Origin of the sequence: Paenibacillus sp. FSL F4-0097, from assembly GCF_038593125.1 — a bacterium.
GTDB lineage: Bacteria > Bacillota > Bacilli > Paenibacillales > Paenibacillaceae > Paenibacillus_AQ > Paenibacillus_AQ odorifer.
On sequence record NZ_CP151965.1, the window covers coordinates 2,550,592 to 2,572,762 of the forward strand.

At 44.0% G+C, this 22,171-nt stretch carries 17 protein-coding genes and 1 riboswitch; of the genes, 7 read left to right on the forward strand and 10 right to left on the reverse strand.

All coding sequences use genetic code 11. The features are described from left to right. Window positions 1-29 precede the first annotated feature (29 nt). A complete protein-coding gene (locus tag MHH86_RS11305; RefSeq protein ID WP_051491639.1) occupies window positions 30-467 on the reverse strand; it encodes a MarR family transcriptional regulator in 438 nt (145 codons plus the stop codon). Window positions 468-724: 257 nt separating this feature from the next. Here MHH86_RS11305 and uvrA point away from each other — a divergent pair, with 257 nt between their 5' ends. Both uvrA and MHH86_RS11315 read left to right on the forward strand, forming a co-directional pair. Then, entirely contained in the window at window positions 725-3,229 is a 2,505-nt protein-coding gene (gene uvrA / locus MHH86_RS11310) for an excinuclease ABC subunit UvrA (protein WP_036689634.1), read from the forward strand. An 898-nt stretch (window positions 3,230-4,127) separates the two neighbouring features. Further along, the gene (locus MHH86_RS11315; RefSeq protein ID WP_342479735.1) at window positions 4,128-4,289 is read left to right on the forward strand and encodes a hypothetical protein; all 162 of its coding nucleotides are present in this window, start codon (window positions 4,128-4,130) and stop codon (window positions 4,287-4,289) included. A gap of 193 nt (window positions 4,290-4,482) precedes the next feature. Here the strand turns inward: MHH86_RS11315 and MHH86_RS11320 are convergent, their stop codons facing one another. The 6 genes from MHH86_RS11320 to MHH86_RS11345 form a co-directional block, all read right to left on the reverse strand. Beyond that, the gene (locus MHH86_RS11320) at window positions 4,483-5,052 is read right to left on the reverse strand and encodes a YdeI/OmpD-associated family protein (protein WP_036689712.1); all 570 of its coding nucleotides are present in this window, start codon (window positions 5,050-5,052) and stop codon (window positions 4,483-4,485) included. A gap of 56 nt (window positions 5,053-5,108) precedes the next feature. Then, window positions 5,109-5,624, reverse strand: a complete 516-nt coding sequence (locus MHH86_RS11325; protein WP_036689713.1) for a DinB family protein — start codon at window positions 5,622-5,624, stop codon at window positions 5,109-5,111. Window positions 5,625-5,706: 82 nt separating this feature from the next. Continuing rightward, on the reverse strand, window positions 5,707-6,618 hold the full coding sequence (locus MHH86_RS11330) for a YafY family protein (protein WP_036689714.1): 912 nt from the start codon (window positions 6,616-6,618) through the stop codon (window positions 5,707-5,709). Window positions 6,619-6,760: 142 nt separating this feature from the next. Further along, a complete protein-coding gene (locus MHH86_RS11335) occupies window positions 6,761-7,927 on the reverse strand; it encodes a KamA family radical SAM protein (protein ID WP_036689715.1) in 1,167 nt (388 codons plus the stop codon). Between the two features lie 140 nt (window positions 7,928-8,067). Then, window positions 8,068-8,209: riboswitch (cyclic di-AMP (ydaO/yuaA leader) on the reverse strand. A gap of 48 nt (window positions 8,210-8,257) precedes the next feature. After that, window positions 8,258-9,925, reverse strand: a complete 1,668-nt coding sequence (locus MHH86_RS11340) for an AraC family transcriptional regulator (RefSeq protein WP_036689716.1) — start codon at window positions 9,923-9,925, stop codon at window positions 8,258-8,260. Between the two features lie 139 nt (window positions 9,926-10,064). Further along, on the reverse strand, window positions 10,065-11,090 hold the full coding sequence (locus MHH86_RS11345) for an ABC transporter substrate-binding protein (RefSeq protein ID WP_036689718.1): 1,026 nt from the start codon (window positions 11,088-11,090) through the stop codon (window positions 10,065-10,067). Window positions 11,091-11,617: 527 nt separating this feature from the next. On the opposite strand from MHH86_RS11345, the gene MHH86_RS11350 reads away from it, so the two are divergent. Continuing rightward, window positions 11,618-12,280: an HAD family hydrolase gene (locus tag MHH86_RS11350; RefSeq protein WP_036689719.1), complete on the forward strand. Its 663-nt coding sequence runs from the start codon at window positions 11,618-11,620 to the stop codon at window positions 12,278-12,280. 42 nt (window positions 12,281-12,322) lie between these two features. After that, window positions 12,323-13,528 (forward strand): mannitol-1-phosphate 5-dehydrogenase, encoded by a 1,206-nt coding sequence (locus MHH86_RS11355; protein WP_051491640.1) that lies wholly within the window; start codon window positions 12,323-12,325, stop codon window positions 13,526-13,528. Window positions 13,529-13,621: 93 nt separating this feature from the next. On the opposite strand, the gene MHH86_RS11360 is transcribed toward MHH86_RS11355, so the two are convergent. After that, entirely contained in the window at window positions 13,622-15,082 is a 1,461-nt protein-coding gene (locus MHH86_RS11360) for an alpha-L-fucosidase (protein WP_036689721.1), read from the reverse strand. Between the two features lie 120 nt (window positions 15,083-15,202). On the opposite strand from MHH86_RS11360, the gene MHH86_RS11365 reads away from it, so the two are divergent. Continuing rightward, the gene (locus MHH86_RS11365) at window positions 15,203-16,033 is read left to right on the forward strand and encodes an AraC family transcriptional regulator (RefSeq protein ID WP_036689722.1); all 831 of its coding nucleotides are present in this window, start codon (window positions 15,203-15,205) and stop codon (window positions 16,031-16,033) included. 66 nt (window positions 16,034-16,099) lie between these two features. On the opposite strand, the gene MHH86_RS11370 is transcribed toward MHH86_RS11365, so the two are convergent. Continuing rightward, window positions 16,100-19,210: a glycoside hydrolase family 2 TIM barrel-domain containing protein gene (locus tag MHH86_RS11370; protein ID WP_342479736.1), complete on the reverse strand. Its 3,111-nt coding sequence runs from the start codon at window positions 19,208-19,210 to the stop codon at window positions 16,100-16,102. A gap of 121 nt (window positions 19,211-19,331) precedes the next feature. Here MHH86_RS11370 and MHH86_RS11375 point away from each other — a divergent pair, with 121 nt between their 5' ends. Both MHH86_RS11375 and MHH86_RS11380 read left to right on the forward strand, forming a co-directional pair. Continuing rightward, a complete protein-coding gene (locus MHH86_RS11375; RefSeq protein WP_036689725.1) occupies window positions 19,332-20,156 on the forward strand; it encodes an AraC family transcriptional regulator in 825 nt (274 codons plus the stop codon). A 167-nt stretch (window positions 20,157-20,323) separates the two neighbouring features. Next, window positions 20,324-21,229, forward strand: coding sequence for a hypothetical protein (locus MHH86_RS11380; RefSeq protein ID WP_036689727.1), 906 nt, complete (start codon window positions 20,324-20,326; stop codon window positions 21,227-21,229). Between the two features lie 47 nt (window positions 21,230-21,276). Here MHH86_RS11380 and MHH86_RS11385 read toward each other — a convergent pair whose 3' ends face one another. Next, window positions 21,277-22,146: an AraC family transcriptional regulator gene (locus MHH86_RS11385; protein ID WP_036689729.1), complete on the reverse strand. Its 870-nt coding sequence runs from the start codon at window positions 22,144-22,146 to the stop codon at window positions 21,277-21,279. Window positions 22,147-22,171: the final 25 nt, after the last annotated feature.

Below are 22,171 nucleotides of genomic sequence, written 5' to 3' on the forward strand. Positions count from 1 at the left end.
TATCGTCCTTTTTTGTATAAATACGTATCTTAGGAAGAAGATTTGCCGCGCGCAGTGGATCCAAGATGATCAATCTGCTCTTCTAGAACCGCACTTGCTTTGCCTAAAAACTGCGAAACAAGGGCGAGCTCTTCATCCGTATAAGAAGCTGCGAGCTTAACCATGGCGGTATGGAGCGGTTGGTACGTATTAATGACATCATCTTTATTCTCATATAATGGCACAATAATCACTTTACGGCGGTCATTCGGGTCATTTTGTCTGCGGACATAGCCATTTTTTTCGAGCCGGTCTATTAATGCTGTAACACTTCCGGTGGTCAGACCGGTTAATTTAGACAGTTCTCCGGCAGTGATCGGACCTTTCTCCCGTAGAATATCTATAGATAAGAAATCATTATTGTATAACCCAAGTGAGGCGGCTACATTTTGTTGGTACAATACCGTTCGGTTTCCCAAACTGCGCATAAGCAAGGTGAATTGTTCCTGCTCTGGTGTAGGTTGTTCGTGGCTTGACAAAAGATAACGCTCCTTTTAAAATAATTATATCTTGATAGTCAAGATATTAGATTATAAAGTTATTTGAAAATTTTGTGATTTATCAAATACATTCTATCGAAATTAGAAATGTTTTGCAAAATAATTGCAATACAACAACTTTGGGCAACCATATGGATAGAAGATATAACTACAAACCAGTGGGTTGAAATGAGAGGGGAATAGATGTGAAAGAGACTATTGTTATTAAAGGTGCAAGAGAGAATAATCTGAAAAATGTCTCGCTCACGATTCCTAAGTATAAGCTAGTTGTCCTGACAGGACCTTCGGGATCAGGCAAATCGACGCTAGCTATGGATACACTACAGCGGGAATGCCAAAGACAGTATTTGGATTCCATGGGCATGACGTCAGATACGATCAGTAAACCAAAGGTGGAGTCTATTATTGGACTATCTCCGTCCATTAGTGTTGGACAACATGTCACCAATCGTAATCCCCGTTCGACAGTCGGGACTGTCACTGACATCTATACGTTTGTCCGTTTTATCTTTTCCAGATTAGGCGAGCGGGTTTGCCCTTCCTGTAGTGGCAGCATCCCACCTTCTTTTGAAGCGAGGGGATTGCTGATCGAGGAAGACGAGGAAATGGATGGTCAGACGATGGGTTGTCCACATTGCGGAGCAGAGCTTGAGAAGCTGGGCATGTCCCACTTCTCTTTTAATAAACCGGAGGGAGCTTGTGAAGCCTGCGGTGGTGTTGGATCTGTGGCAACTATAAATGAAGCGGCGGTGTTTAATCCAGAGCTTAGTATGCGTGAGGGTGGGGTTGCCTCGCTGAATGGTGTTCATCGTGATATACAGATGCGTATATTATTGGCCGCTGGCAAGCATTTTGGCTTTGAGTTTGACCCGGATCAGCCCTTAAAAGATTACGGTGAAATTCAGCGCGACTTGTTGTATTACGGAGTGGAAAGTGAGGCGTTTAAGCGCCATTTTCCCAATGTTAAGCCGATTCAAGGCACCAAATTTGAAGGCGTCATTCCTGGTTTGTGGCGGCGTTACAAGGAGAAGGAAGGAGAAGCTGGTACACAGGAAAAAGACGGCGGATTTTTTCATGAGCAGCAATGCCCGGAATGTCTTGGCGCTCGTTTAAAAAACGAAGTTCGTCTCGTACGGGTAGCTGGCGTATCGATTACGGAGGTATCGGATTGGTCATTAAGCGATGTTTACGAGTGGACGAAAGGCTTAGAGGCGGCTTTGCCCGCCGAGGGACTTCATCTGCTTGAACCCATCCTTCACGATATGCCTACCCGACTAAAAAGGATTATCGATGTTGGTCTAGGTTATCTTTCTATGAACCGTCAGACGGTCTCCTTATCTGGTGGAGAGGCACAGCGGCTGCGCCTTGCCTCATTGCTGGGGTCAGGTCTGACTGGAGTGTTATACATTCTAGATGAACCGACGACCGGGCTTCATCCGCGGGATACTGTTGGCCTCATTCGTGTGCTTCAGGAGTTACGCGATTTGGGGAATACGGTGCTCGTTATCGAGCATGATATTGAGATGATGCGCGCTGCCGATCATATTATTGATATGGGTCCGGGTGCTGGTCTGGACGGCGGGCAAGTTGTTGGCGAGGGCAGCATTGAGGACTTGATGGCAAGCGAGACTTCTGTTACGGGAGCCTATCTTAGAGAAGAGCGTCATAAGACTGCTGCATATGTTCGCCGGAAAGGTGACGGAAAACAGATCACCATCCGACAGGCTCAATACCGGAACATTGAGATCCCGGAGGTTACATTTCCTCTAGGTTGTCTAGTTTCTGTAACTGGGGTTTCGGGTTCAGGCAAGTCGACGCTAGTCTTTGATATTCTTGCGCAAGGTAGTGCGAAAGAACATGAGCAAACAGGCTGTGCGGAGATTGCAGGCTTAGATCAGGTTGGAAATATAGTGATTTTTGACCAATCGCCCATGGGGAGGATGTTGCGTTCTAATGTAGCGACATATACAGATGTTTTCACACATCTGCGCCAGCTGTTTGCTGCATTGCCGGAGGCGAAAAAAAGAAAACTGACCTCCAAGCATTTTTCCTTTAACACACCGGGTGGACGCTGCGAAACCTGTCAGGGTCTTGGGGTGCTGACTGTAGACATGAATTTCTTACCCGATTTGGAGGTTAAATGCCACGTTTGCAAGGGGAGAAGATTTACGGATGAGGTTCTCCAGGTGAAATATGATGGATATTCCATCTCGGATCTGCTGGACATGTCCGTGCAGGAAAGCTTGCCAATTCTTAAGTCGGAAGCCAAAATGGCGGGGATAATCGAGACGTTGTGTGAGGTGGGTCTCGGTTACCTTAAATGGGGACAATCTGTCAAAACCTTATCTGGTGGTGAAGGGCAACGGATTAGACTGGCTAAAGAGTTGAGCAAACCTTCCAAAAACCATACCCTCTATCTGCTCGACGAACCAACAACAGGCCTTCATCCGTCAGACATCAGGCAGCTCCATACCTTATTGAGCAAATTGGTTGATACGGGAAATACGGTCGTGGTTGTGGAGCACAGCTTAGAGTTGATTCGGGAGTCCGACTGGGTGATTGACATTGGCCCTGAAGGTGGCGTTGTGGGCGGTAAGCTTGTAGCTGAAGGTACACCGGAGCAGGTTGCTGAAGTGCGGGAATCCTACACAGGGATGTTCCTGAAACGGATTCTGGCTGAGGGGCTATAATCAAAAAAAGAGGTGTCCAAAAGCCATGAAAATGGCTAGGACACCTCCTTTTTTTGAACTTAAACCAACCACTGCTCTCAACTCTAAACTTCGTCTGAACGTTTGAACCGATCCCATTCACGCGTACTTAACACTTTCGGAATAACAGATGAATTTACACGTACGTAGCACATTAGGATTAACAGATGAATTTACACGTATGTAGCACTATAGGATTAGCAGATGATCATGAGTCGATGGTGTTTGATCCGCAGATGATTAGGATACGGTAGCAACAGACAGCGAATGACTAAGATACGGTAACATCACACAGTAAAAGAGCAGGATACGGTAGCATCACTCAGCGAATGACCAAGACACGGTAGCATCACACGGCGAATGACCAAGATACGGAAACAACACACAGCGAATGATCCTGCTTCGGCGGTATCGGACTCAGCAGACCTTAAATGCGGGAAAATCCGTCATTTGGAGTATTATCGGACCGCATAGCCCCTATTGGCGAAAAAAACGCCTTATAAGAGCCAGTTTCTAAGGAATAGCTGCGCTGGTGTCCGATGAGTTGCTGAAAAGGCGATAAATTAGTAAATAGCGTCATTGGGGTCCGAAAGCCTCAGCAGGAGATCATGGTGTCAGCAGCAGTAGCAGTAGCAGTAGCAATAGCAATAGCAGTTGACCCAGCGAATGACTATGCTTCGGCGGTATCGGACTCAGTAGACCTTAAATGCAGGAAAATCCGCCATTTGGAGTATTATCGGACATAGCCCCTATTGGCGAAAAAAATGCCTTATAAGAGCCAGTTTCTAAGGAATAGCTGCGCTGGAGTCCGATGAGTTGCTGAAAAGGCGATAAATTAGTAAATAGCGTCATTGGGGTCCGAAAGCCTCAGCAGGAGATCATGGTAGCAGTAGCGGTAGCAGTAGTGGTAGCAGTAGCAGTAGCAATAGCAATAGCAATAGCAATAGCAGTTGACCCAGCAAATGATCATACTTCGGCGGTGTCGGACTCAGGAGTCCAGCAAATGATCATTCTTCGGCGTATCGGACTCAGCAGACCTTAAATGCAGGAAAATCCGTCATTTGGAGTATTATCGGACCACATAGCCCCTATTGGCGAAAAAAACGCCTTATAAGAGCCAGTTTCTAAGGAATAGCTGCGCTGGAGTCCGATGGATTGCTGAAGAGGCGATAAATTAGTAAATAGCGTCATTGGAGTCCGAAAGCCTCAGCAGGAGATCATGCATCTAGCGCAGCTTAATAATCGAGCAGACGTCCATTATCATGCCATTGCCCGTACATTTCATTTTCTTTAGTGTTTGTTATGAATTTGTCTAATTTACTCTTAAATAAATCTGGCTGATGTTTATTGCTTTGGATCGTGTCGATCCGAACTCTTTTATAAAGGGGGGGGAAGGCCCGGAAATTCTCATATACTTGCCTGTCCTCTTTTAGCCTTTGCTCTATAATCTTATCTACTATAAAAGAATCAGGGTTCATATCAGGAAGTATCCGTTTTCCTTCAGCACTCATTAACCCCAGCTTTTCGAGGCGGCGGACCCGTTCTTTGTTCAATTCAGTCCAAGAGCTTTTTTTACTTCGGGGAGAGAGTCTTTGCGCCAGCTCTGTTTCCGAAATTTTCTTTTTCACTCCATCGATCCATCCAAAACACAAACATTCCTCAACTACGTCCAAATATAGCAACGTTTCTGGGTTTGGCGTCATACTAACGAGTACCCAACAAGATTTTTCAGTCTTACAATTCTCCTGCAGCCAAACTCTTAAATCTTCTCTCGTTTTTACTGTAATTAGATTTTCAATCTCCATAATTAAAATACAATTTCCTTTCTAGGTATGGAGTGGGGCAGATTGCCCATTAGTGTTTAAATAGCTTCCGCTGTTACCTGATACCAAAAAAGAGAATAGTCATTCATGGTGGAAGCGTGGCCTAACTGCCGTAACATAGTAGATATATTACCTCTATGATAAGTCCCGTGATTGACGACTTGCAACACAATTTCTGATAGGCGTGTTTGGCGGATTCCGGCGAATGGATTGTCAAGCAGAATGGTTTGCTCCAAATCGGATTGGTTGTGTAACCATTCTTTGTATTGTTCTGATAGCTGGGCAAAGATATTTACGTATTCATCCACAGAATCTAGAATGCTCAAATTTAGCGGGATACTTTGTTGAAAAGCCTCAGGCATAGCAGTGCCTGTTAAAACAAGATACCACATCGTATCAACCGCATAGATATGGCTAAGGGCATGAGCGATGGTGGGAAACGAGCTGTTCACTTCTTGACTTAGCACAGAGGATGGGAGTTCCTTGATTCTCCCCAGGATAGTTTGGTTTGCCCAAGTGTGGTATTTAAACATTTCTACTGGATAATTTGTCATTCGTATGGTCTCCTTTTGAATTGTCATGGATTTGTTTTTGTTACTGTTGTTAATATAAAAGAAGAAGTATGACATCAGACTGTCATACTTCTTCATAAAGTTTGAGTGTGTTTTGAAGCTGCTCTTTTAAAATACCTCGCAATGCAGGGGGTTCGAGGACTTCGGCCCCGCTGCCGAAACTCAGCAGAATGGACCAAAGCCAACGAGCTTCCAATGGCTTATACACAGGGATTCGCATCGTCATGCTTTTATCGGAATGAAATTCCTTGTCGACTTGATGAAACTGATCCAAAGCTTCTGCCAAAGCCTCAGGGTCCACCCGGATTACTATTTCCTCCACCTGATCTACCCTGTTTGAACAGCCAGCCTCTTTGGGTACTTCATGTTGTGATTGAAAGGTATCCTGCGTCAGGAACAAATTCAGCATCCGGGAAAGACGAAACTCCCGATAGTCCTGCCGTGCCCGGCAATAACCATAGATGTACCAGTTGCTATATTTAAAATTAAGCTTTACTGGTTCCATTTCACGGGTTGTACGTTCATTTTTTACACTGATGTAATCAAAACGGACAACATTTCGTTCCGCTATAGCCGCACGTAAAAGAGGAAGTGCGTCAGGATCCGTACGCCGGGTTTCAAGATCCACCGCGAGACTAGAAGTCTGTGGCTCCGTTCCTATCGTTTGCAGCCGTTCAATGGTTCCTTGCGTATGCTCATCTTCAAACACGGAAGAGAGACTGTTAAGTACAGTAATCAGAGAAGTGACATCATACGAACGGAGCAGGCTTTTATCCATTTTATATCCGTCCATAATGCCATATCCACCTTTAGTACCCTGATACGATACGACCGGGATGCCAGCGGCACAAATCACATCGATATCCCTATAGATTGTTCGCTGGGAAACCTGAAACTCTTCAGCCAGCTTGGAGGCAGATAAAACTTCGTGGTTCAATAGCTTGTAGATCATAGAAATCAATCGTTCCAATTTCATGTGTGCATTCCCACCCATTAGTCCATTTCGTGTTACAGCGTGATTATATCATAGATTTTTTCGGGCTAATTTTGGGAGGGAGGAGTTTTGTTGTTGGTGATGAAGAAATATCCTATGACAGAGTCTGACAGAGCCGATTAATTTATTTACAGATTAAATCCGCAGGCTCTGATAAATCATTAACAGAAATAATAGCATCGTTTTTTTTCACAGGTGGGGTCCAATATTGCTCATTCCCAGGCAGGTCATCGAACCATTCGGCGTCCTTTGGACAATCTAGAATCATGAATTTTCCGTATTCCTGATCTCTGGATTGATGGTATTTGAGATAGGCTTTCCCGTTATCAATGGCGAGAATTTCTATTTTTCCTGAGGTGTGGCTCATGGATAAGCGTACTCTTTTGCCAAGTCCTGAGGTTCTAGCTTTGGCTTCTTCTACAATTTGATAGACTTGCTCGAGCGGTAATACGAAATCCCGGTTTCCGGCAACGGGCCGGTTCACAAAGAAGTAGTAGGGTGTAACGCCAGCCCATGAAAGTCGGTCCAGTAGTTCCCCTAAAATAATGGGATCATCGTTGATGCCTTTGAGGATGGGAGTCTGATTTACGACAATTGCCCCTGCGTTGTGGAGAGCTTTAAATGCTTTTTTGGCTTCAGGTGTGATTTCACGAGGATGATTGATGTGCGCCATAACATAGATTCGTTTGTCTTCGGTAGAGTAAGTACGAATCAGCTCCAGCAGCTCTTCGTCTTCAGAGATCCGCATCGGATTAAATACGGGAATTTTGGAACCTAGTCTAATGATCTTAACATGCTCAATGCTTCTTAGATTTTCAATAATGGATCTTAGCTTCGGTGTGGAGAGAATTAAACTGTCCCCGCCCGTAAGAAGTACGTTGTTAATCTCCGGATTCTTTGCGATATACTCCAAGCCCGGAGAGACATCAGCCATCGCCTCTTTCACGTCATTTCGGAACAGACGCTTACGGAAACAGTAGCGGCAATAAGCCCCGCAGACCTCGGATACAATCAGTAGTGCAGTGGTTCTATACTTGTGCTGACAACCAGGTACCACATAATTCGTGTCCTCATCGGAGGCGTCCCAGCGCCCATACTCCAGCAGTTCACCTTCGTTAGGAATAACCAGCTTACGGATGGGATCATCTGGATCATCCCAGTTAATCAAAGACAGATAGTAGTCATTTACACGAAAAACAAATTTGTCTGTAATTTCTTTCAGATTCTCTTTTTCCAGCTCAGACAACATAGCTATTTTGTTAATATCCGTGAAGTACTTTACCTTTTGCACGTACATCTCTCCTTTGTCTCGTAGTGTGAGAAATGAGGGAGCCTTAGTGTCAAAGGCCAATCTACTGCCAGCAGGGTCCAAAAAAAGCACAAAAAGAGACCCTTAGCAAGGGTCTCTGGTTATGTAAATAACATGAAAAGCAGACCCATCCACTGCTGACGAGGTTAGCTGACGGACTCGGGTAAGATGGTACCCTACATTCTAATGCTCAATGATTCGCCCCAATTAACTGGTTCCCCCGCTTTTCAACTGTAAAAGTTGGAAATTAAGCGTAGATAAAGTATACCCTATCAAGTTTTGAAAAGTCAAAAGAGAATCCTAGATTCACCTTCAATTGCTAGCGCTACTTCCGCCGAGTAGTTTAGGCAACAGCGTTAGCAGCTTCTCCCGGGTTAACGCATCACTAGAGTTCCATTTGCTTCCGTCGAGCAGATAAACATGTCCCTGACGTACTGCCGGAAGAGTATTCCAAAGTGAACTGTCTAGTAATCGTTCCATCGCAGCTCGCGAGTCTTTGCGTTCCGGAATGAACATGAAGATATGATCTCCGGCGTAGGCAGGCAGTCGTGTTGGATCAACTTCGGCGAACCCTAACTCTTCGTCCAATATGGCTTGGATCTCTTCGGTCGGTTGTAAACCACATGGGGCATAAAGCGCAGTGGAGAATCCGGACATTCCCATAGCATATAGATGATCTCCATGATCATAGACCAAAGCAGAGGCGGTTTCTCCAACTTGGAGAGTTGTCGAGTAAAGCTGCTGCCACATGGCAGCATTTTTGATTGTGAATGACTCCAGCCATGCTTCGGCTTCGCGCTGTTTACCTAGCCAACTGCCTAATGTCCGCATTCGGTTGTCGAGAGGCGCAAATGAATCAAAGGTGAGTGTCGGAGCGATACCAGAAACTGCTCTGTAGGCTCTTTCATCACTATTTGCCAAAATGATCAAATCTGGGTTTAGGGAAGCGGTCAACTGCGGGTCCAGTGGAAACCCGACGTTGGCGAGCTTCTTAAGTCGATGTTTATAGACGCTGTTCCGGGCGAATGCTTCATCTCCACCGATAGGCTTTACACCTAACGCGAGAAGGTCGCCAAGTGTCTCGCCATGATAGACAATACGTTTCGCTCGTTCAGGAATTTCCACCTCATGACCCGTCCAATCCTTGACGGTAAGCTTACGACCTTGCTGATGTGCATATTGTCCGGGTGTAACTCCTGTTTTTTGCCGAAAGCGGCGGCTGAAATAGTATTCATCCGAGAAGCCGACCAGTCTGGCGATTTCCCGCAGTGGTTCAGTCGATTCCTGCAGGAATCGTTTGGAATGATTAATACGCAGATCCGTCAGGTATTCAAGCGGCTTTTTACCCGTAAGCTGTTGAAAGATCGGTGTATACTGCCAGATCGATATCCCCGCCCGTTCAGCCAACTGCTTCACGGTGATACTCTCTGTATAATGCTCCTGAATGAATGTTATGGTCTTTTCTACGGATTCCGTAGGACTTGGCAGGTGTTTGGAAGGGTAATTATGCTCAAAAAGTAGCAGCAGCAATTCTTGGAATTTTAATTGTCGCTTGAATTGTTGTACATCATCGGTATTATTCCTGTTCATGAGCAGCTCTTCGACTAGTCGGATTACCTTGGTGAACGGGTGCACAATTAACTCCCGTCTGCCGGAAAGCAGCTCTCCAGAATATCGTTTAGGATGCTTGGTTGTATAAATTGCTGTAAAGGTGATGAGGTAATAATACAACGTCAGCTCCTGGTTGTTCGTACTATAGGAGATTCCAGGAGATAGTAGATAACATTTATCCGTACTTAGTATCACGCTTTGATCATCGAGGTTCAATTGTCCGTTCCCTCCAGTAAATATGAGAAGGGTATAGTCCTGGGTTGTACGCGTTATAGAGCTTGAATCGGCAGCTTGAATCATCAGTTCGGCCTCGTTTAGCTGAAATAACAGAGAGTGGAGTGGGGGGCAGGACGATGATGTATGCAGCATGGGTTCAGCCTCCGTTCATTTGGTGAGAATGATTATCAATGAATTCATTGTATATAAAAAAAAGAAGCATATCAACAGCTGTTGACATGCTTCTTGCAGTTTTTTATCAGCCTTGTGTTAAACACTTCATCTCGGAAGGTTATTTCATATTCAATAGCTGTGGAATTTCGCCAAGCAGCCATTCTCTTGTTGTCGCATCACTTGAAGTCTTCATGATGTCTTGTGTATAGACATATCCGTTCTTGACGGCAGGAAGGCTCTTCCAGATAGGGCTCTTTAATAGATTCTCTGTGGATTGTTTTGCTTCTTCTGCCACTGGAGTCAAGATGAATATCCGGTCTCCGGCATATTCTTTCAGGACTTCCATGGATACTTCCTGGAACCCTTTACCTTCATCAAGTATCTTCTGAATAGCTGGAGTTGCCTTGAAGCCATTCTCCCCATAGAGTACCTGTGAAAGTCCGGTTGCTGCCATTATAAATAGTCTGTCTCCTGGATAATAAGTGAAGACCGCAGCCGTTTCGCCCTCTTTCATGCCTGCGGATTTCAATTGCTTCCACATGTTCTCTTCAGCGGTTTTATACTGGGCAAGCCATGCTTCTGCTTCAGTCGTTTTACCAACAATTCCACCAATGTCCAGCATACGTTCCTGGAGTGGGGCAAAGGTATTAAATATTATCGTTGGTGCAATTTTGGAGAGCTGCTCGAAATCAGCTTCATCTGTGCCCGCATAGATGATCAAGTCAGGCTGAAGCTCCAATGTTTTTTCCAGATTGATAGGGAAGCCTACATCCTCCACACCTTGCAATTGATCTTCAAAAACCTGGCCTTCCCCCATAGAAAGAGGATAACCTACCGCCTGCACACCAAGTGCAAGCAAATCGCCATAAGTTTCTCCAGAATAGATAATTCGCTGCGGATTCACTGGAATCTCTACAGTATGTCCTATGTAATCTGTATAGGAGCGGGTAGTCGCTGCAGCTTCATCTGTACTGCTATCTGAGGGTTCTGCTGAAGGTGCCGCGGTTGCAGCGGAAGAGTTCCCGGTTGCGTTCGCCGTACTATTGGCAGAGGATTGTTCCTTTGAGTTTCCGCACGCCAGTAGCAATGTACTCAGCAAAAATAGTACACATACCACAGCGAAGGACTGTCTTACCTTGTTCATATCTTATTGCCTCCCTATTATATGTAACGACCACCAATAATGATAATCATTCTCGATTAAAAACTATCATAAATTAAAGCCTCTTTTTACTCAATGGACAAAAAATAACCCCGTAATTTGATTTGTACAATCAAGTAAAAAGGATGTGGTTGAAATTATTTTAAATTATTTTTAGCTGCTTGGAAAAATACTCTAAATAACAGCAATGGAAAGAAAGAGAGGGAGCTTGCCTTCATAACAAACTTGGCAGAAGGAATCCCTTGAAGCACATAGGATTGTGGTGTTTTTTTGAATCTGATTATTGTTATGTATTAAGATGTTCAGGTGATGCAAAAATTCAGGGTTGTCCGCATTGATTGTAATCGTTATCATTACGTGGCATGTTATCTACCGTGCTTGACGTCAGTAGAAGGGCTTTGTTATGGTTTTTATAGTCAAACGCAAGCCGAAATAGCTTTTTGTAGAATATGCAGAAGGTTTTGCGTAAGATATTCTAACCAAACATAATACGAGGGAGATGGTTGATTGTGATCAAAGGAATTATTTTTGATTTTGACGGAACGATTATCGACACGGAGACTGCTTGGTACACCGCATTTAACGAGGCTTATGCAGAATATGGAGTGGACCTGACGCTTGAACAATATTCCACCTGCATCGGCACGAGCTTGAACAGTTTTAATCCTTATGAATATTTGATGACTGATCTTAAGCTCGCTATTGACAAAGAAGAGTTCAGTAAGGCTGTTAAACAGAGACACAGCAAACTGATGGAGCTTGAAACAATACGACCAGGTATTCAGCATTATCTTGATTCCGCCAAAGCAGCTGGACTGCGCATAGGGCTGGCCTCAAGTTCTTCCCTGGAATGGGTGGAAAAATATCTGAATCAATTGGGTATTCGCGAGTATTTCGAATGCGTTCGGACTGCCGACCATGTGGCAAAAGTGAAACCAGATCCGGAGCTATATAACCAAACGTTAGCTTGTCTTGGAATCACAGCTGATGAGGCGGTTGCTATCGAGGATTCACCGAATGGATCTAAGGCAGCGGCAGCAGCTGGCATCCGTTGCATTGTGACGCCTAACGAAATTACTAATTTTCTTGAATTCGATAAGCAGCACCATAAAATTGATAATCTAAGTCTTCTTGAATTTGATCATGTAGTTACTCAACGTTGCTTCGTATAGAGAAACCGAGAAACTGAGTTCAAATTAAAGGGGGATACCAAATTGAGAGCCGTACACTTTGGAGCGGGCAATATTGGCAGAGGATTTATTGGGCCTATGTTGTCGGACTCCGGTTACAACGTTTGTTTCGTCGGAAGAAATAAGAGTAAAATTGCCCAATTGCAAAAACGTGGCCAATATCCTGTCACCCTAGCTAACAAGAACCGGGACAGCTTTATCGTTGATAATGTTACAGCGATCAATCTGAATGATACTGAGGACGTTACTAGAGCTATAGCAGAAGCTGAAATTGTGACAACTGCAGTCGGAATATCCGCTTTACAAGATATTGCTGAGACCATTGCGCAGGGCATCGAACGAAGGCTTGAAAATAGCAGAAATCTCACCCCTCTTCATATCATCGCCTGTGAGAATGGGATTGGAAGCAGTCAGAAGTTGAAAAAATCTGTTTATCGATATATGAAGCAATCCTTCAAGGAGCTTGCTGACCGCAATGTCGCTTTTCCCAATGCGATGGTTGACCGGATTGTACCTATGCAGAAAAATACAGATTCACTTGAAATCCTCGTTGAACCCTTCAGTGAGTGGGTTATTCCCCGCAGTGGAATGATTGGTAACTACAATGAAATTAAAGGCGTCCATTATGTAGATTCGCTGGCGCCATACCTCGAACGGAAGCTATTTACTGTGAATACAGGTCATTGCAGTGCAGCCTATTTTGGATACCTGGAAGGTTATACTAGCATTCAAGAAGCGATGTCTGATCCCGAAATCAGAGCTCGTGTTCACGGGGTGCTTAAGGAAACAGGGACCTTATTGGTGCATTTATATGGCTTCAAGCCCATAGAACATGACCGGTATATAGAAAAGATGATGGAACGATTCACTAACCCCAACTTTAACGATAAAATTACACGTGTCGCCCGCTCCCCGCTTCGCAAGCTTTCACCTAATGATCGACTCGTAAAACCGGCAATGCTTGCTCATGAACTTGGTTTTGAGACCTCACATTTAGTCTCAGCTATTGTTTCTGCACTTTATTTTGATTATGAAAAAGATCCAGAAGCCTTACAGCTTCAAGCGGACATCCGAAACCACGGGCTAAGTGAAGTCATTGCTACACAACTAAAAATCCCTACGGTGCATCCGCTTCATGGTCGCATTATTTTGGAGTCCAACAAATTACGCGCGAGATATCCTCATAGGACTAGAATGAAGACAGTAAACGTCAGGGTACCCTACTTTTAATATAAATTGATGGTTATAAAACTATAAAAGAGTGTTCTCTGCTGGATGGGCAAGAACACTCTTTTTATAGGTTTTGAAGTTCTGTAAGTGTCCCTAATCCAATTCAATCCGCAGAACAACCGGAGTCTCACTGCGAACCGAGGTTGTTTTTATAATCAGGGCTTCATCGGTTCTTTCCCATGCAGGTTGTTCCTCAAAACCTAAGATTTTGATCTGTTTAATCATCCCATGGAAGTGAGCAGAGTTTTCTTTAAGGGATTTGATTTGCACTATACCGTTGTTTGGATAGACAAGAACAGTAGCATAAAGATAACTGCCTTTTACCGTAAAGCGGATATCTTCATTGGTGAAAATCTTCGTGATCCCATCTGTAAACTGACCTTCAACGATCTCTGTAGGGCCTTCCCCGAAGGTGCGCCAGTAGGTCGTATCATAGATTGCTTCACCATTCACCTTTAGCCATTCTCCGATACCAAGCAGAATCTCCTGATCCTGAGCTGGAATGCTGCCGTCCGCTTTAGGGCCTATATTCAGCAGCAAGTTGCCGTTTTTGCTTACGATATCTACTAAATCTCTGATAATTTCTACGGCAGATTTATAATCATTTTCCGGTGTAAAACACCATGAATTTTTAGCTACTGCTGTATCCGTTTGCCAGAAATAAGGTTTAAGCCCGGAGAAATGACCTCTCTCAATATCTGGGATCGCTGAGCCAAACATGAAGGCATCATGCTTATAATTGATTGCAACCGGAGTTCCCCATTCCTCTCCCTTGTTGTAATAGTAAGCAGCGAACTTTTTGAGATAGGGTTTGAAGGCGGCTGTGTGAATCCACCAGTCAAAGTAAAAGATTTTCGGCTGATAATTGTCTACCAGCTCGCAGCAGCGAATCAACCAATCCTCCAGAAATTCTTGATTGGGTGGGGAGCCGAATAAATCCTGATGATCGGGTTCGGGCATAGATGGCCAATAGAGATCTCCACATACAAGCGGTTCATGGATATCGGAATCAAATTCCTTGCCATGAGACAGGAAGAACCAGTGCTCAGCTCTATGGGAAGATACACAAAACTCTAATCCCTGCTGCTCAAAAGCGTCTTTCATTTCCCCGACTAAATCCCGCTTGGGACCCATCTCATATGTGTTATAGTGGGAGTAAGCGCTCTTATATATTTGAAAGCCGTCATGGTGCTCTGCAACAGGCATCACGTATTTGGCTCCAGATAATTTAAAGAGATTGGCCCATTCCTCAGCATTGAAATGCTCAGTCTTGAACAAGGGGATGAAATCCTTATAGCCAAAGGTTTTATGCTCGCCATAAGTAGCAAGATGATGTTCATATTCCCGTGAACCCTGGATATACATATTTCGGGGATACCACTCATTGGCGAAAGCCGGAATAGAATAAAGACCCCAATGAATGAAAATACCAAACTTAGCGTTCTCATACCACGTGGGCACTTGAAATTGACTTAGTGAATCCCAATCGGCTTTGAATCTTCCAGTTGCAATCGTATCTTCGATTACTTTTAAATATTCGCTTTTATCCACCATTTTGCAATCATCCTTTCAAACGTTTATTTCTTCTTCATTGTAGTGAATGGATGTGGGAATCAAAATGTAGGACATTAACTTTTAGATGTACAAAACTAACCTGATAAGGCGGAGTAAGGGATGGATAACCATGTTTTGCTTACTAATTATTTATCCAATTTAAAGGTTGATTTATTTATGGCTGATTACAATCTTTGTGGCCGTGACTGGAGAGATCTCGACTATACACCTGACTATAGCAAGTTTTATTTTATTTGCGATGGGGAGGGTTGGTTAAAGATCGGGGATCGAGAATATTATCCGAAGCCTGGTCAGCTTTTTTTGATGCCTGAGGGAGTTAAGCAATCTTATTCTTGCATAAGTGATCAACCCTTTGAGAAGTATTGGTGCCATTTCAGCGCAAAAGTCGGAGACATTAATCTATTCAAAATGTTAGAGTTAAGTCATGTGTGCAGAGAAGTAGATCCTCATGTAATCCAAGAGATTTTCAGCAGCCTAACGAGTCATATGAAATCTGATGCGGTGTATGCTCATTTATTAGCCAAAAGTAAGTTAATGGAGTTATTTTCTTATTTTATTATGAACATAGATGTAGACGAAATCACTTTTAAGAATCTAAGCTCGATCGAAAAATTAACGAAAATATTAACGTACATAGACGCCCATATCGAGCGTAATATCACCATACACGAGCTTGCCGAGATTGCGTATATGCATCCCAACTATTTTATCAGGCTATTTAAACAGCAAATCGGAGTTCCACCCATTCAGTATATCACCAGAAAAAAGATAACTAAGGCCAAGGAGCTATTGAGGGTGACGCAAAGTTCTGTCGGTGAGATTGCCCATGATCTTGGTTTTAGCGATCTCTATTATTTCTCCAAACAGTTCAAAAAAAATGTGGGTTTAAGCCCTTCGGAATTCAGACAAGGAACAGTAGCAGTGAAATAAATAAAAGAAGACCGTCCTGTGTGGTAGAAACCAACCAGAGACGGCCTTTTTTATAAGTGGAAGAGATTAGAGCAGTGAGACAGTGAAACGGAAGATGTACGGGCGATTAGCCGGCAGAGTGAACTCTTCGTGGGTTGGTGCGCCCCAGCTGTCGTCCCCGCCAACACCCATTTGCTTGTAGTTAACTCTTAGTACGCTTTTGTTCGAGACTGGTAATTTATAGACGTGATCATGGGCTTCCAATTCCTCAGGTTTCCAAGGCAGGGCATTAATCTCTATAGGCGTTGCACTTTCAAAATAGAGCCCTGATCCATCCTTGCTCTCTGTAATTGAAGCAAATCTGACATCTGTCTTGTTGCCGCACTCCTGAGGTTTGAGATAAGGCGTGAATTGTTCACTGACCTTGCCTGTATAACGTCCGAGTGGTGCCCCTGTTTGTCTATCCCAATAATTCTCATGAGGCCCGCGGCCGTACCATGATAGGGTATCAAGACTTCCATCTAGAACGAACATCATTCCGAACTCAGGAATTTCTGGCAGAACGCTGCTGCCCGGACTCAGTTCTTGCGTGATCTCTAAAGTCCCGTCAGCGCGAATCACATACTGAACCCGAAGCGTGGAGTCCGGACTTGTAGCCAGAAGGTAGCTGGCAGAGACGAAACAGAGAGAGCCTTCGGTTCTAAATGTAAAGCTGATTAAGTGTTGTTTATGCGATGCCTGCTTCCATACTGCACACCGCTGTGGCAATTTATTACCGCAATCATTATCTGTGACTGCTCTCCAGAAGTTAGGTCTTACAGGCTCAAGCAGACGTTCTTTGCCTGAGAAACGATAAGAGTTCAGAGCACCCGTAGTGGTACTAAAGCTCAGTTCGAAATTATCACCTTGCACGTTCAAAACATTCTCAAGCTCGCTGACACGCAGTGTTTCTGTGGTTCTCTTTGAGGTATTGGTTACGAAACGAGGTGACAGAATGAACTGTTCCCAAGCGATTTCGTGATTGGCTTCTGCCCATATAGTTGCTGAAGGCTGAATAAAGGAAAGATTCAGAACTGCCTCATGATTGCCACGCAGTGAATCCAGCTCGTAAGGAACTCTGCATGAAGTGCTCTCACCTGGTGCACATGAGATCTTCAGTAAGCCTTCTTGCGCAGTTACTCCGTCTAAACGAACTTCCCATTTGAGATCGTATTCCTTTAAGTTGGTAAATAAGAAGGAATTGCGAATCTGGAAGAGTCCTTCTAGGATATTTTCAGTCGTTACTTTAATATTCTGATAACATTTTTTGACCTCAAAGAGCTTAGGAGTAACCGTACGATCAGCAAAAAGCAATCCGTTGCCACTAAAGTTGCCGTCATGAGGCGATTCACCAAAGTCTCCGCCATAAGCGAGATATTCAATTCCTTCGGAGGTGTGGGTCCGAATGGCTTGATCTACCCAATCCCAAATGAATGCACCTTGAACAATGTCATATTTGTCGAACAAGTCACAGTATAAGTGCAGCCCACCGCATGAATTGCCCATGGCATGACTGTATTCGCAGAGGATATAAGGCTTCTTCGGATTATTAAGCGCATATTTTTCAACATCCTGCGGTTTAATGTACATAGTAGATTCTATGTCACTTGCTGCTTCCGATTCTCTACAGTGAAAGATCCCCTCATAATGAACTGGCCGCGAAGGATCGGTTTCTCTCAGGTAGTCGTGCATAGCGATAAAATTGTCGCCTCCGAAAGATTCATTGCCGAGAGACCAAATGATGACAGAAGGGTGGTTTTTGTCCCTTTGCATCATGGAGTTGCAGCGGTCAATGACATTGGTCCGCCATTCCGGTTTGCTTCCAGGAACATTCCCGTCATTCAATCCTTCTTGGCTGTATGCCCAAGTGCCGTGCGTTTCCAGATTGGTTTCGTCAATTACATATAATCCGTATTCATCACATAACTCGTACCAGACAGACTGATTCGGGTAATGGGAGGTTCGAACGGCATTAATATTATGTGTTTTCATTAATTGGATGTCGCGCAGCATATCTTCTTTGGCTAAAGCACGACCTGTGTCACAAGAGAACTCGTGGCGATTGACGCCCTTAAGCACGATTCTTTTGCCGTTGATCTTCATAAGTCCGTCTCTAATCTCAAACTTGCGGAATCCAACCTTACAGCTGACCGTTTCTTGTGTATGCCCGTTGTCGTCATTTATAGACAGGACTAAGGTATAAAGATAAGGGGTTTCAGCACTCCATTTAAATGGCTGCTCAACCGGGGCAGAAAGCTTGAGTTGCTGGACGCCTTCTTGCTCAAAGGAACCAGTAGTGGAGATAGGAGTCTCCCAAACAGGCTGGCCATCTTTATTGTAAAGCTGCATTTGCAGTGTATATGGGCTTTGCTCGTTAAAGTAATTTTCCACCTTGATATCTACATTTAAATCCGCATGTACGAAGTTTTCATCCAGGTCGGTGTGGACGAAGTAATCAGCAATATGAACGGAAGGCGCCGAATAAAGATAGACTTCCCGAAAAATACCGCTAAGGCGCCAGAAATCCTGATCCTCTAGCCAGCTGGCATCACACCAACGATAAACCTCGACAGCTAGTTTGTTGTCCCCTGCAACTAAATATGGGGTGATATCGAACTCTGATGGAGTAAATGTATCTTCACAGTACCCGACAAGTTCACCGTTTACCCAGACGTAGAAAGCGGATTCAACACCCTGAAAGCTTAGGTACACCGGTTGACCATTCCAAGACTCAGGTACAGTAAAGGTTCGTAGATAAGAGCCTACTGGATTATATTTTGTTGGGGCAAAGGGGGCTTTAAGCTCTGGCTCGGATTCCGCCCAAGGATACCGGAGATTTGTATATTGTGGATAGTCGTAACCTTGGAACTGCCAGTGGGACGGTACAGGAATTGTATCCCAAGTACTGCAATCGAAATCGGCTTTATAGAAATCCACAATTCGTTGATCCGGTGTTTCGGAAAAAGCGAATTTCCAAAGCCCATTGAGGGTTTGGTAGAAAGGTGAGGTTTCTTTATCGTTAGTTAGCGCTTGGGATAAACTACGGTAAGGGATCATGGAGGCATGTGCATCCAATCGATTCAATTCAAAAGTCTCTGGGTTGTTATTCCATTCCGGATAACCGTTAGCAGGTGGCTGGTAGACAAACTTTGCTCGCATGAGTTGATCTCCTTTATAATCATTGTAATGTTATTATATTCATATTATAAGTTGAAGTAATGTTAGGATAAATAAAAGAATTTTAGTCCCGGATAACAAAATATGAAACGAGGACTTTTTTATGGAGAGCAAAATTATTTTTTGCCAAACAGAAGATGTAAGCATGCTGCCGCTTTATGCTACAACCCTTGGATTTTGGGAGCACCAGCCAGAAACTATACGTCCTGCAGGCTTTCCAGACTATCAAATACATCAGATTCACGAAGGTAAGGGTGAGCTTATCATTCATGAGAGCCGATATCTCGTGGGTCCAGGTGATGTGTTCTTTTTGTTCCCGGATATTCCTCATTCGTATGCCCCTATCAGTGGGAAGGAGTGGAAGGTATCATGGGTCTCGTTCAATGGCAGAGAGGTTGGTCAAATGCTGCTCTATGCGGGCATCCGCGAGTCTGGTCCTGCTAGATTAAAAGAAGATCAATGGCTCAATCCTCTAAAGCAAATCCTTATGCTGCCAGATAGCAATGAGCTGGAAACCAATTTAGCACGATCAAAACATCTTTACGCATTGCTTCTGGATTTAAAAAGAAAGCTAGTATCGCCTCTAAATGAGGCACATGAATTGGAGCGAATCAAACCGGTGCTGCGTTATATAGAGAGCAATCTGCATAGGACGCTTCCTTTAAAGGAGCTGGCGGAGATTATTTCTGTATCGCCACAGTATTTATGCAGGCTTTTTCAAAAAACAATTCATGATCGACCTGTAACCTATATCAATAAGCAACGTATCAATTTGAGTAAACAGCTTATGTTTAATGGACGCGATAAAAAAATGTATGAAATTGCCCAGCTAGTGGGCTTTGATAATGCTAGTTACTTTTGTTTGGTGTTTAAAAGATTGACAGGGATGAGTCCTGAGCAATTTAAGCAGCTGCATGGTTTGGATTAGATAAACGCTTACTTGTTACCGTCTAGCACAACATGATATAGTTTACTTGAGTTCCTGCGATGTTTTTTTTACTGCTTAGCCCATACTTTTACTGCCACAAGAATTCAATACATAGAACCAAATTAACGATCTGAAATGACGAAAAGCATCAGGAAGGAGACATCATTTTGAATGAGAAGCTAAAGCAAGCCTATGAGCGTTTGAACTTGCCTGAAGACGTTACCCGGGAGGAATTGAACAAAAGGTTAGATATTCATTTGAAACGCCGTCGATCGAATTCGACTGAAGATGAGGTCGCAGCTTATGAAGAGGAATTCCGCGCTTACAAAACCATCCTAGATGGCTTGGATCAGAAGGAGATTCAGGAAGCGGAGGACAAGCGCCTGGAGAAGTGGGGAGCCATGTCCGGCGTAGCACGTAAATCGGAGAATTTCTTTCGGCTCTACAAAACGCACACTATTATTTCTATTATCGTGCTGCTGGTAGTTATCTTTGGGGGGAAAGCGCTCTATGATCAGTGGCAGGAAAGAAAATATGAAGCTACGCTCCCACCGGTAGATGTTCGAATCATGTTCCTAGGCAACTATGAATCTCAGGACTCGTCAGGTAAGAATGAAGAGCTAAAACAAGAGATTATCAAACGTTACCCGACCTGGAAGAGAGTGGAGGCAGAAATCGTTTATCTACCCTCAACAGGTGGGACGGACGGTGGAGTCTTGGATATGAGCTATATGCAGCGGGCTATGGCGATGCTGGCAGCCGACCATCCGGATATCCTGATTATGGATGATGCTACTTTTGAATGGATTGGCCAGCAGTCGGGACTGCAAAATCTGGAGTCGTTTATTAAATCCGCAGGACTTCCTCTGGACGATAACCGTTTGAAACGTATGACTAACCCGGAGAGTGGTCAAGAGCTGATTACTGGCATAGATATCACAGATACGGATTTTGCTACAGAACTCCCTATCCATTCTAACCAGATGATCATCGGAACGTTAGGGCAAGATGACAGTAAGACTAAATCAACTGATTTTGTTGAGTTTTTACTTAAACAGATCACTAATCAATAAATTAATAGGGCCGATGTTGTATGGATGTTCATACGACATCGGCTTTTTTATGATCTGTAGAGCTTGCGGTACGCGATGGGTGTCTGGCCGACTATTTTTTTGAATACAGCGTTAAAGGAGTCGATGTCACGGTAACCAACTAGCTCGGCAATCGTATTAATTTTATGTCCAGAAGTACGCAGCAATTCACAGCTTTTATGCATTCGCAGATTCTTCAAGTAGGTCCCAAAGGACTGGCCAGTATGCTTGTGGAACATACGCTGAAGATGCCTGCTGCTCCACTGTGTAATACGGGCTAATTCGGCAAGTGTAATCTTCTCCGACAGATTATGCTCTAGGTATTGAATGACTTGCGTGAAGTCAGCCATATCCATCGTAGATTTGTCATCTTCTCCGTATTTTTGCCTGTACACTGCTATGATTAATTGACTCAGCAGGGTGTAAAGCATTGTTTTGGAGCCCATACCGGATACCGACATTTCATGATATAAATTCAGCATTAAGCGCTCAATAGAGCCATCACGATCTGAGACGGAAAAGTAAGATGAGCTGCTACTCCCAAGAGTGGCTAGGTGCTCCCGGATAGATGGCTCTTGAAGGACGATATTTAATTGCTCCACCATTTGCATATCAAAAAGGCAATTATAGACGATCAGGCGATTCCCTAAAGTATCAGAAGTTGCTGGACGGAACACATGGGGAGCACCTACAGGAATCACGAACAGCATTCCTTTTCTAACGGGAAAGATCTCATTTTCAAGGTGATGAAAACCTCTTCCTTCAGCTACATAGCAATACTCAATAAATTCATGTGCATGAAAAGGGGCATGGAAGTTCTCTGAATAGCGGTTAACCAGCAGATGCAGATCGTTTTGAAAAAAGACTTCACTTTTGAACAACTCGGTGGTTCGTTGCATGTATAATTTCCCTTCCAAATTTATG

Excerpts from the sequence above, each read along its gene's own strand:
- MHH86_RS11305 (WP_051491639.1), bottom strand. The coding sequence starts at position 467 with ATGCGCAGTTTGGGAAACCGAACGGTATTGTACCAACAAAATGTAGCC.
- MHH86_RS11315 (WP_342479735.1), top strand. The coding sequence starts at position 4,128 with ATGGTAGCAGTAGCGGTAGCAGTAGTGGTAGCAGTAGCAGTAGCAATA.
- MHH86_RS11320 (WP_036689712.1), bottom strand. The coding sequence starts at position 5,052 with ATGGAGATTGAAAATCTAATTACAGTAAAAACGAGAGAAGATTTAAGA.
- MHH86_RS11325 (WP_036689713.1), bottom strand. The coding sequence starts at position 5,624 with ATGACAAATTATCCAGTAGAAATGTTTAAATACCACACTTGGGCAAAC.
- MHH86_RS11330 (WP_036689714.1), bottom strand. The coding sequence starts at position 6,618 with ATGAAATTGGAACGATTGATTTCTATGATCTACAAGCTATTGAACCAC.
- MHH86_RS11340 (WP_036689716.1), bottom strand. The coding sequence starts at position 9,925 with ATGCTGCATACATCATCGTCCTGCCCCCCACTCCACTCTCTGTTATTT.
- MHH86_RS11345 (WP_036689718.1), bottom strand. The coding sequence starts at position 11,090 with ATGAACAAGGTAAGACAGTCCTTCGCTGTGGTATGTGTACTATTTTTG.
- MHH86_RS11360 (WP_036689721.1), bottom strand. The coding sequence starts at position 15,082 with ATGGTGGATAAAAGCGAATATTTAAAAGTAATCGAAGATACGATTGCA.
- MHH86_RS11365 (WP_036689722.1), top strand. The coding sequence starts at position 15,203 with ATGGATAACCATGTTTTGCTTACTAATTATTTATCCAATTTAAAGGTT.
- MHH86_RS11370 (WP_342479736.1), bottom strand. The coding sequence starts at position 19,210 with ATGCGAGCAAAGTTTGTCTACCAGCCACCTGCTAACGGTTATCCGGAA.
- MHH86_RS11375 (WP_036689725.1), top strand. The coding sequence starts at position 19,332 with ATGGAGAGCAAAATTATTTTTTGCCAAACAGAAGATGTAAGCATGCTG.
- MHH86_RS11385 (WP_036689729.1), bottom strand. The coding sequence starts at position 22,146 with ATGCAACGAACCACCGAGTTGTTCAAAAGTGAAGTCTTTTTTCAAAAC.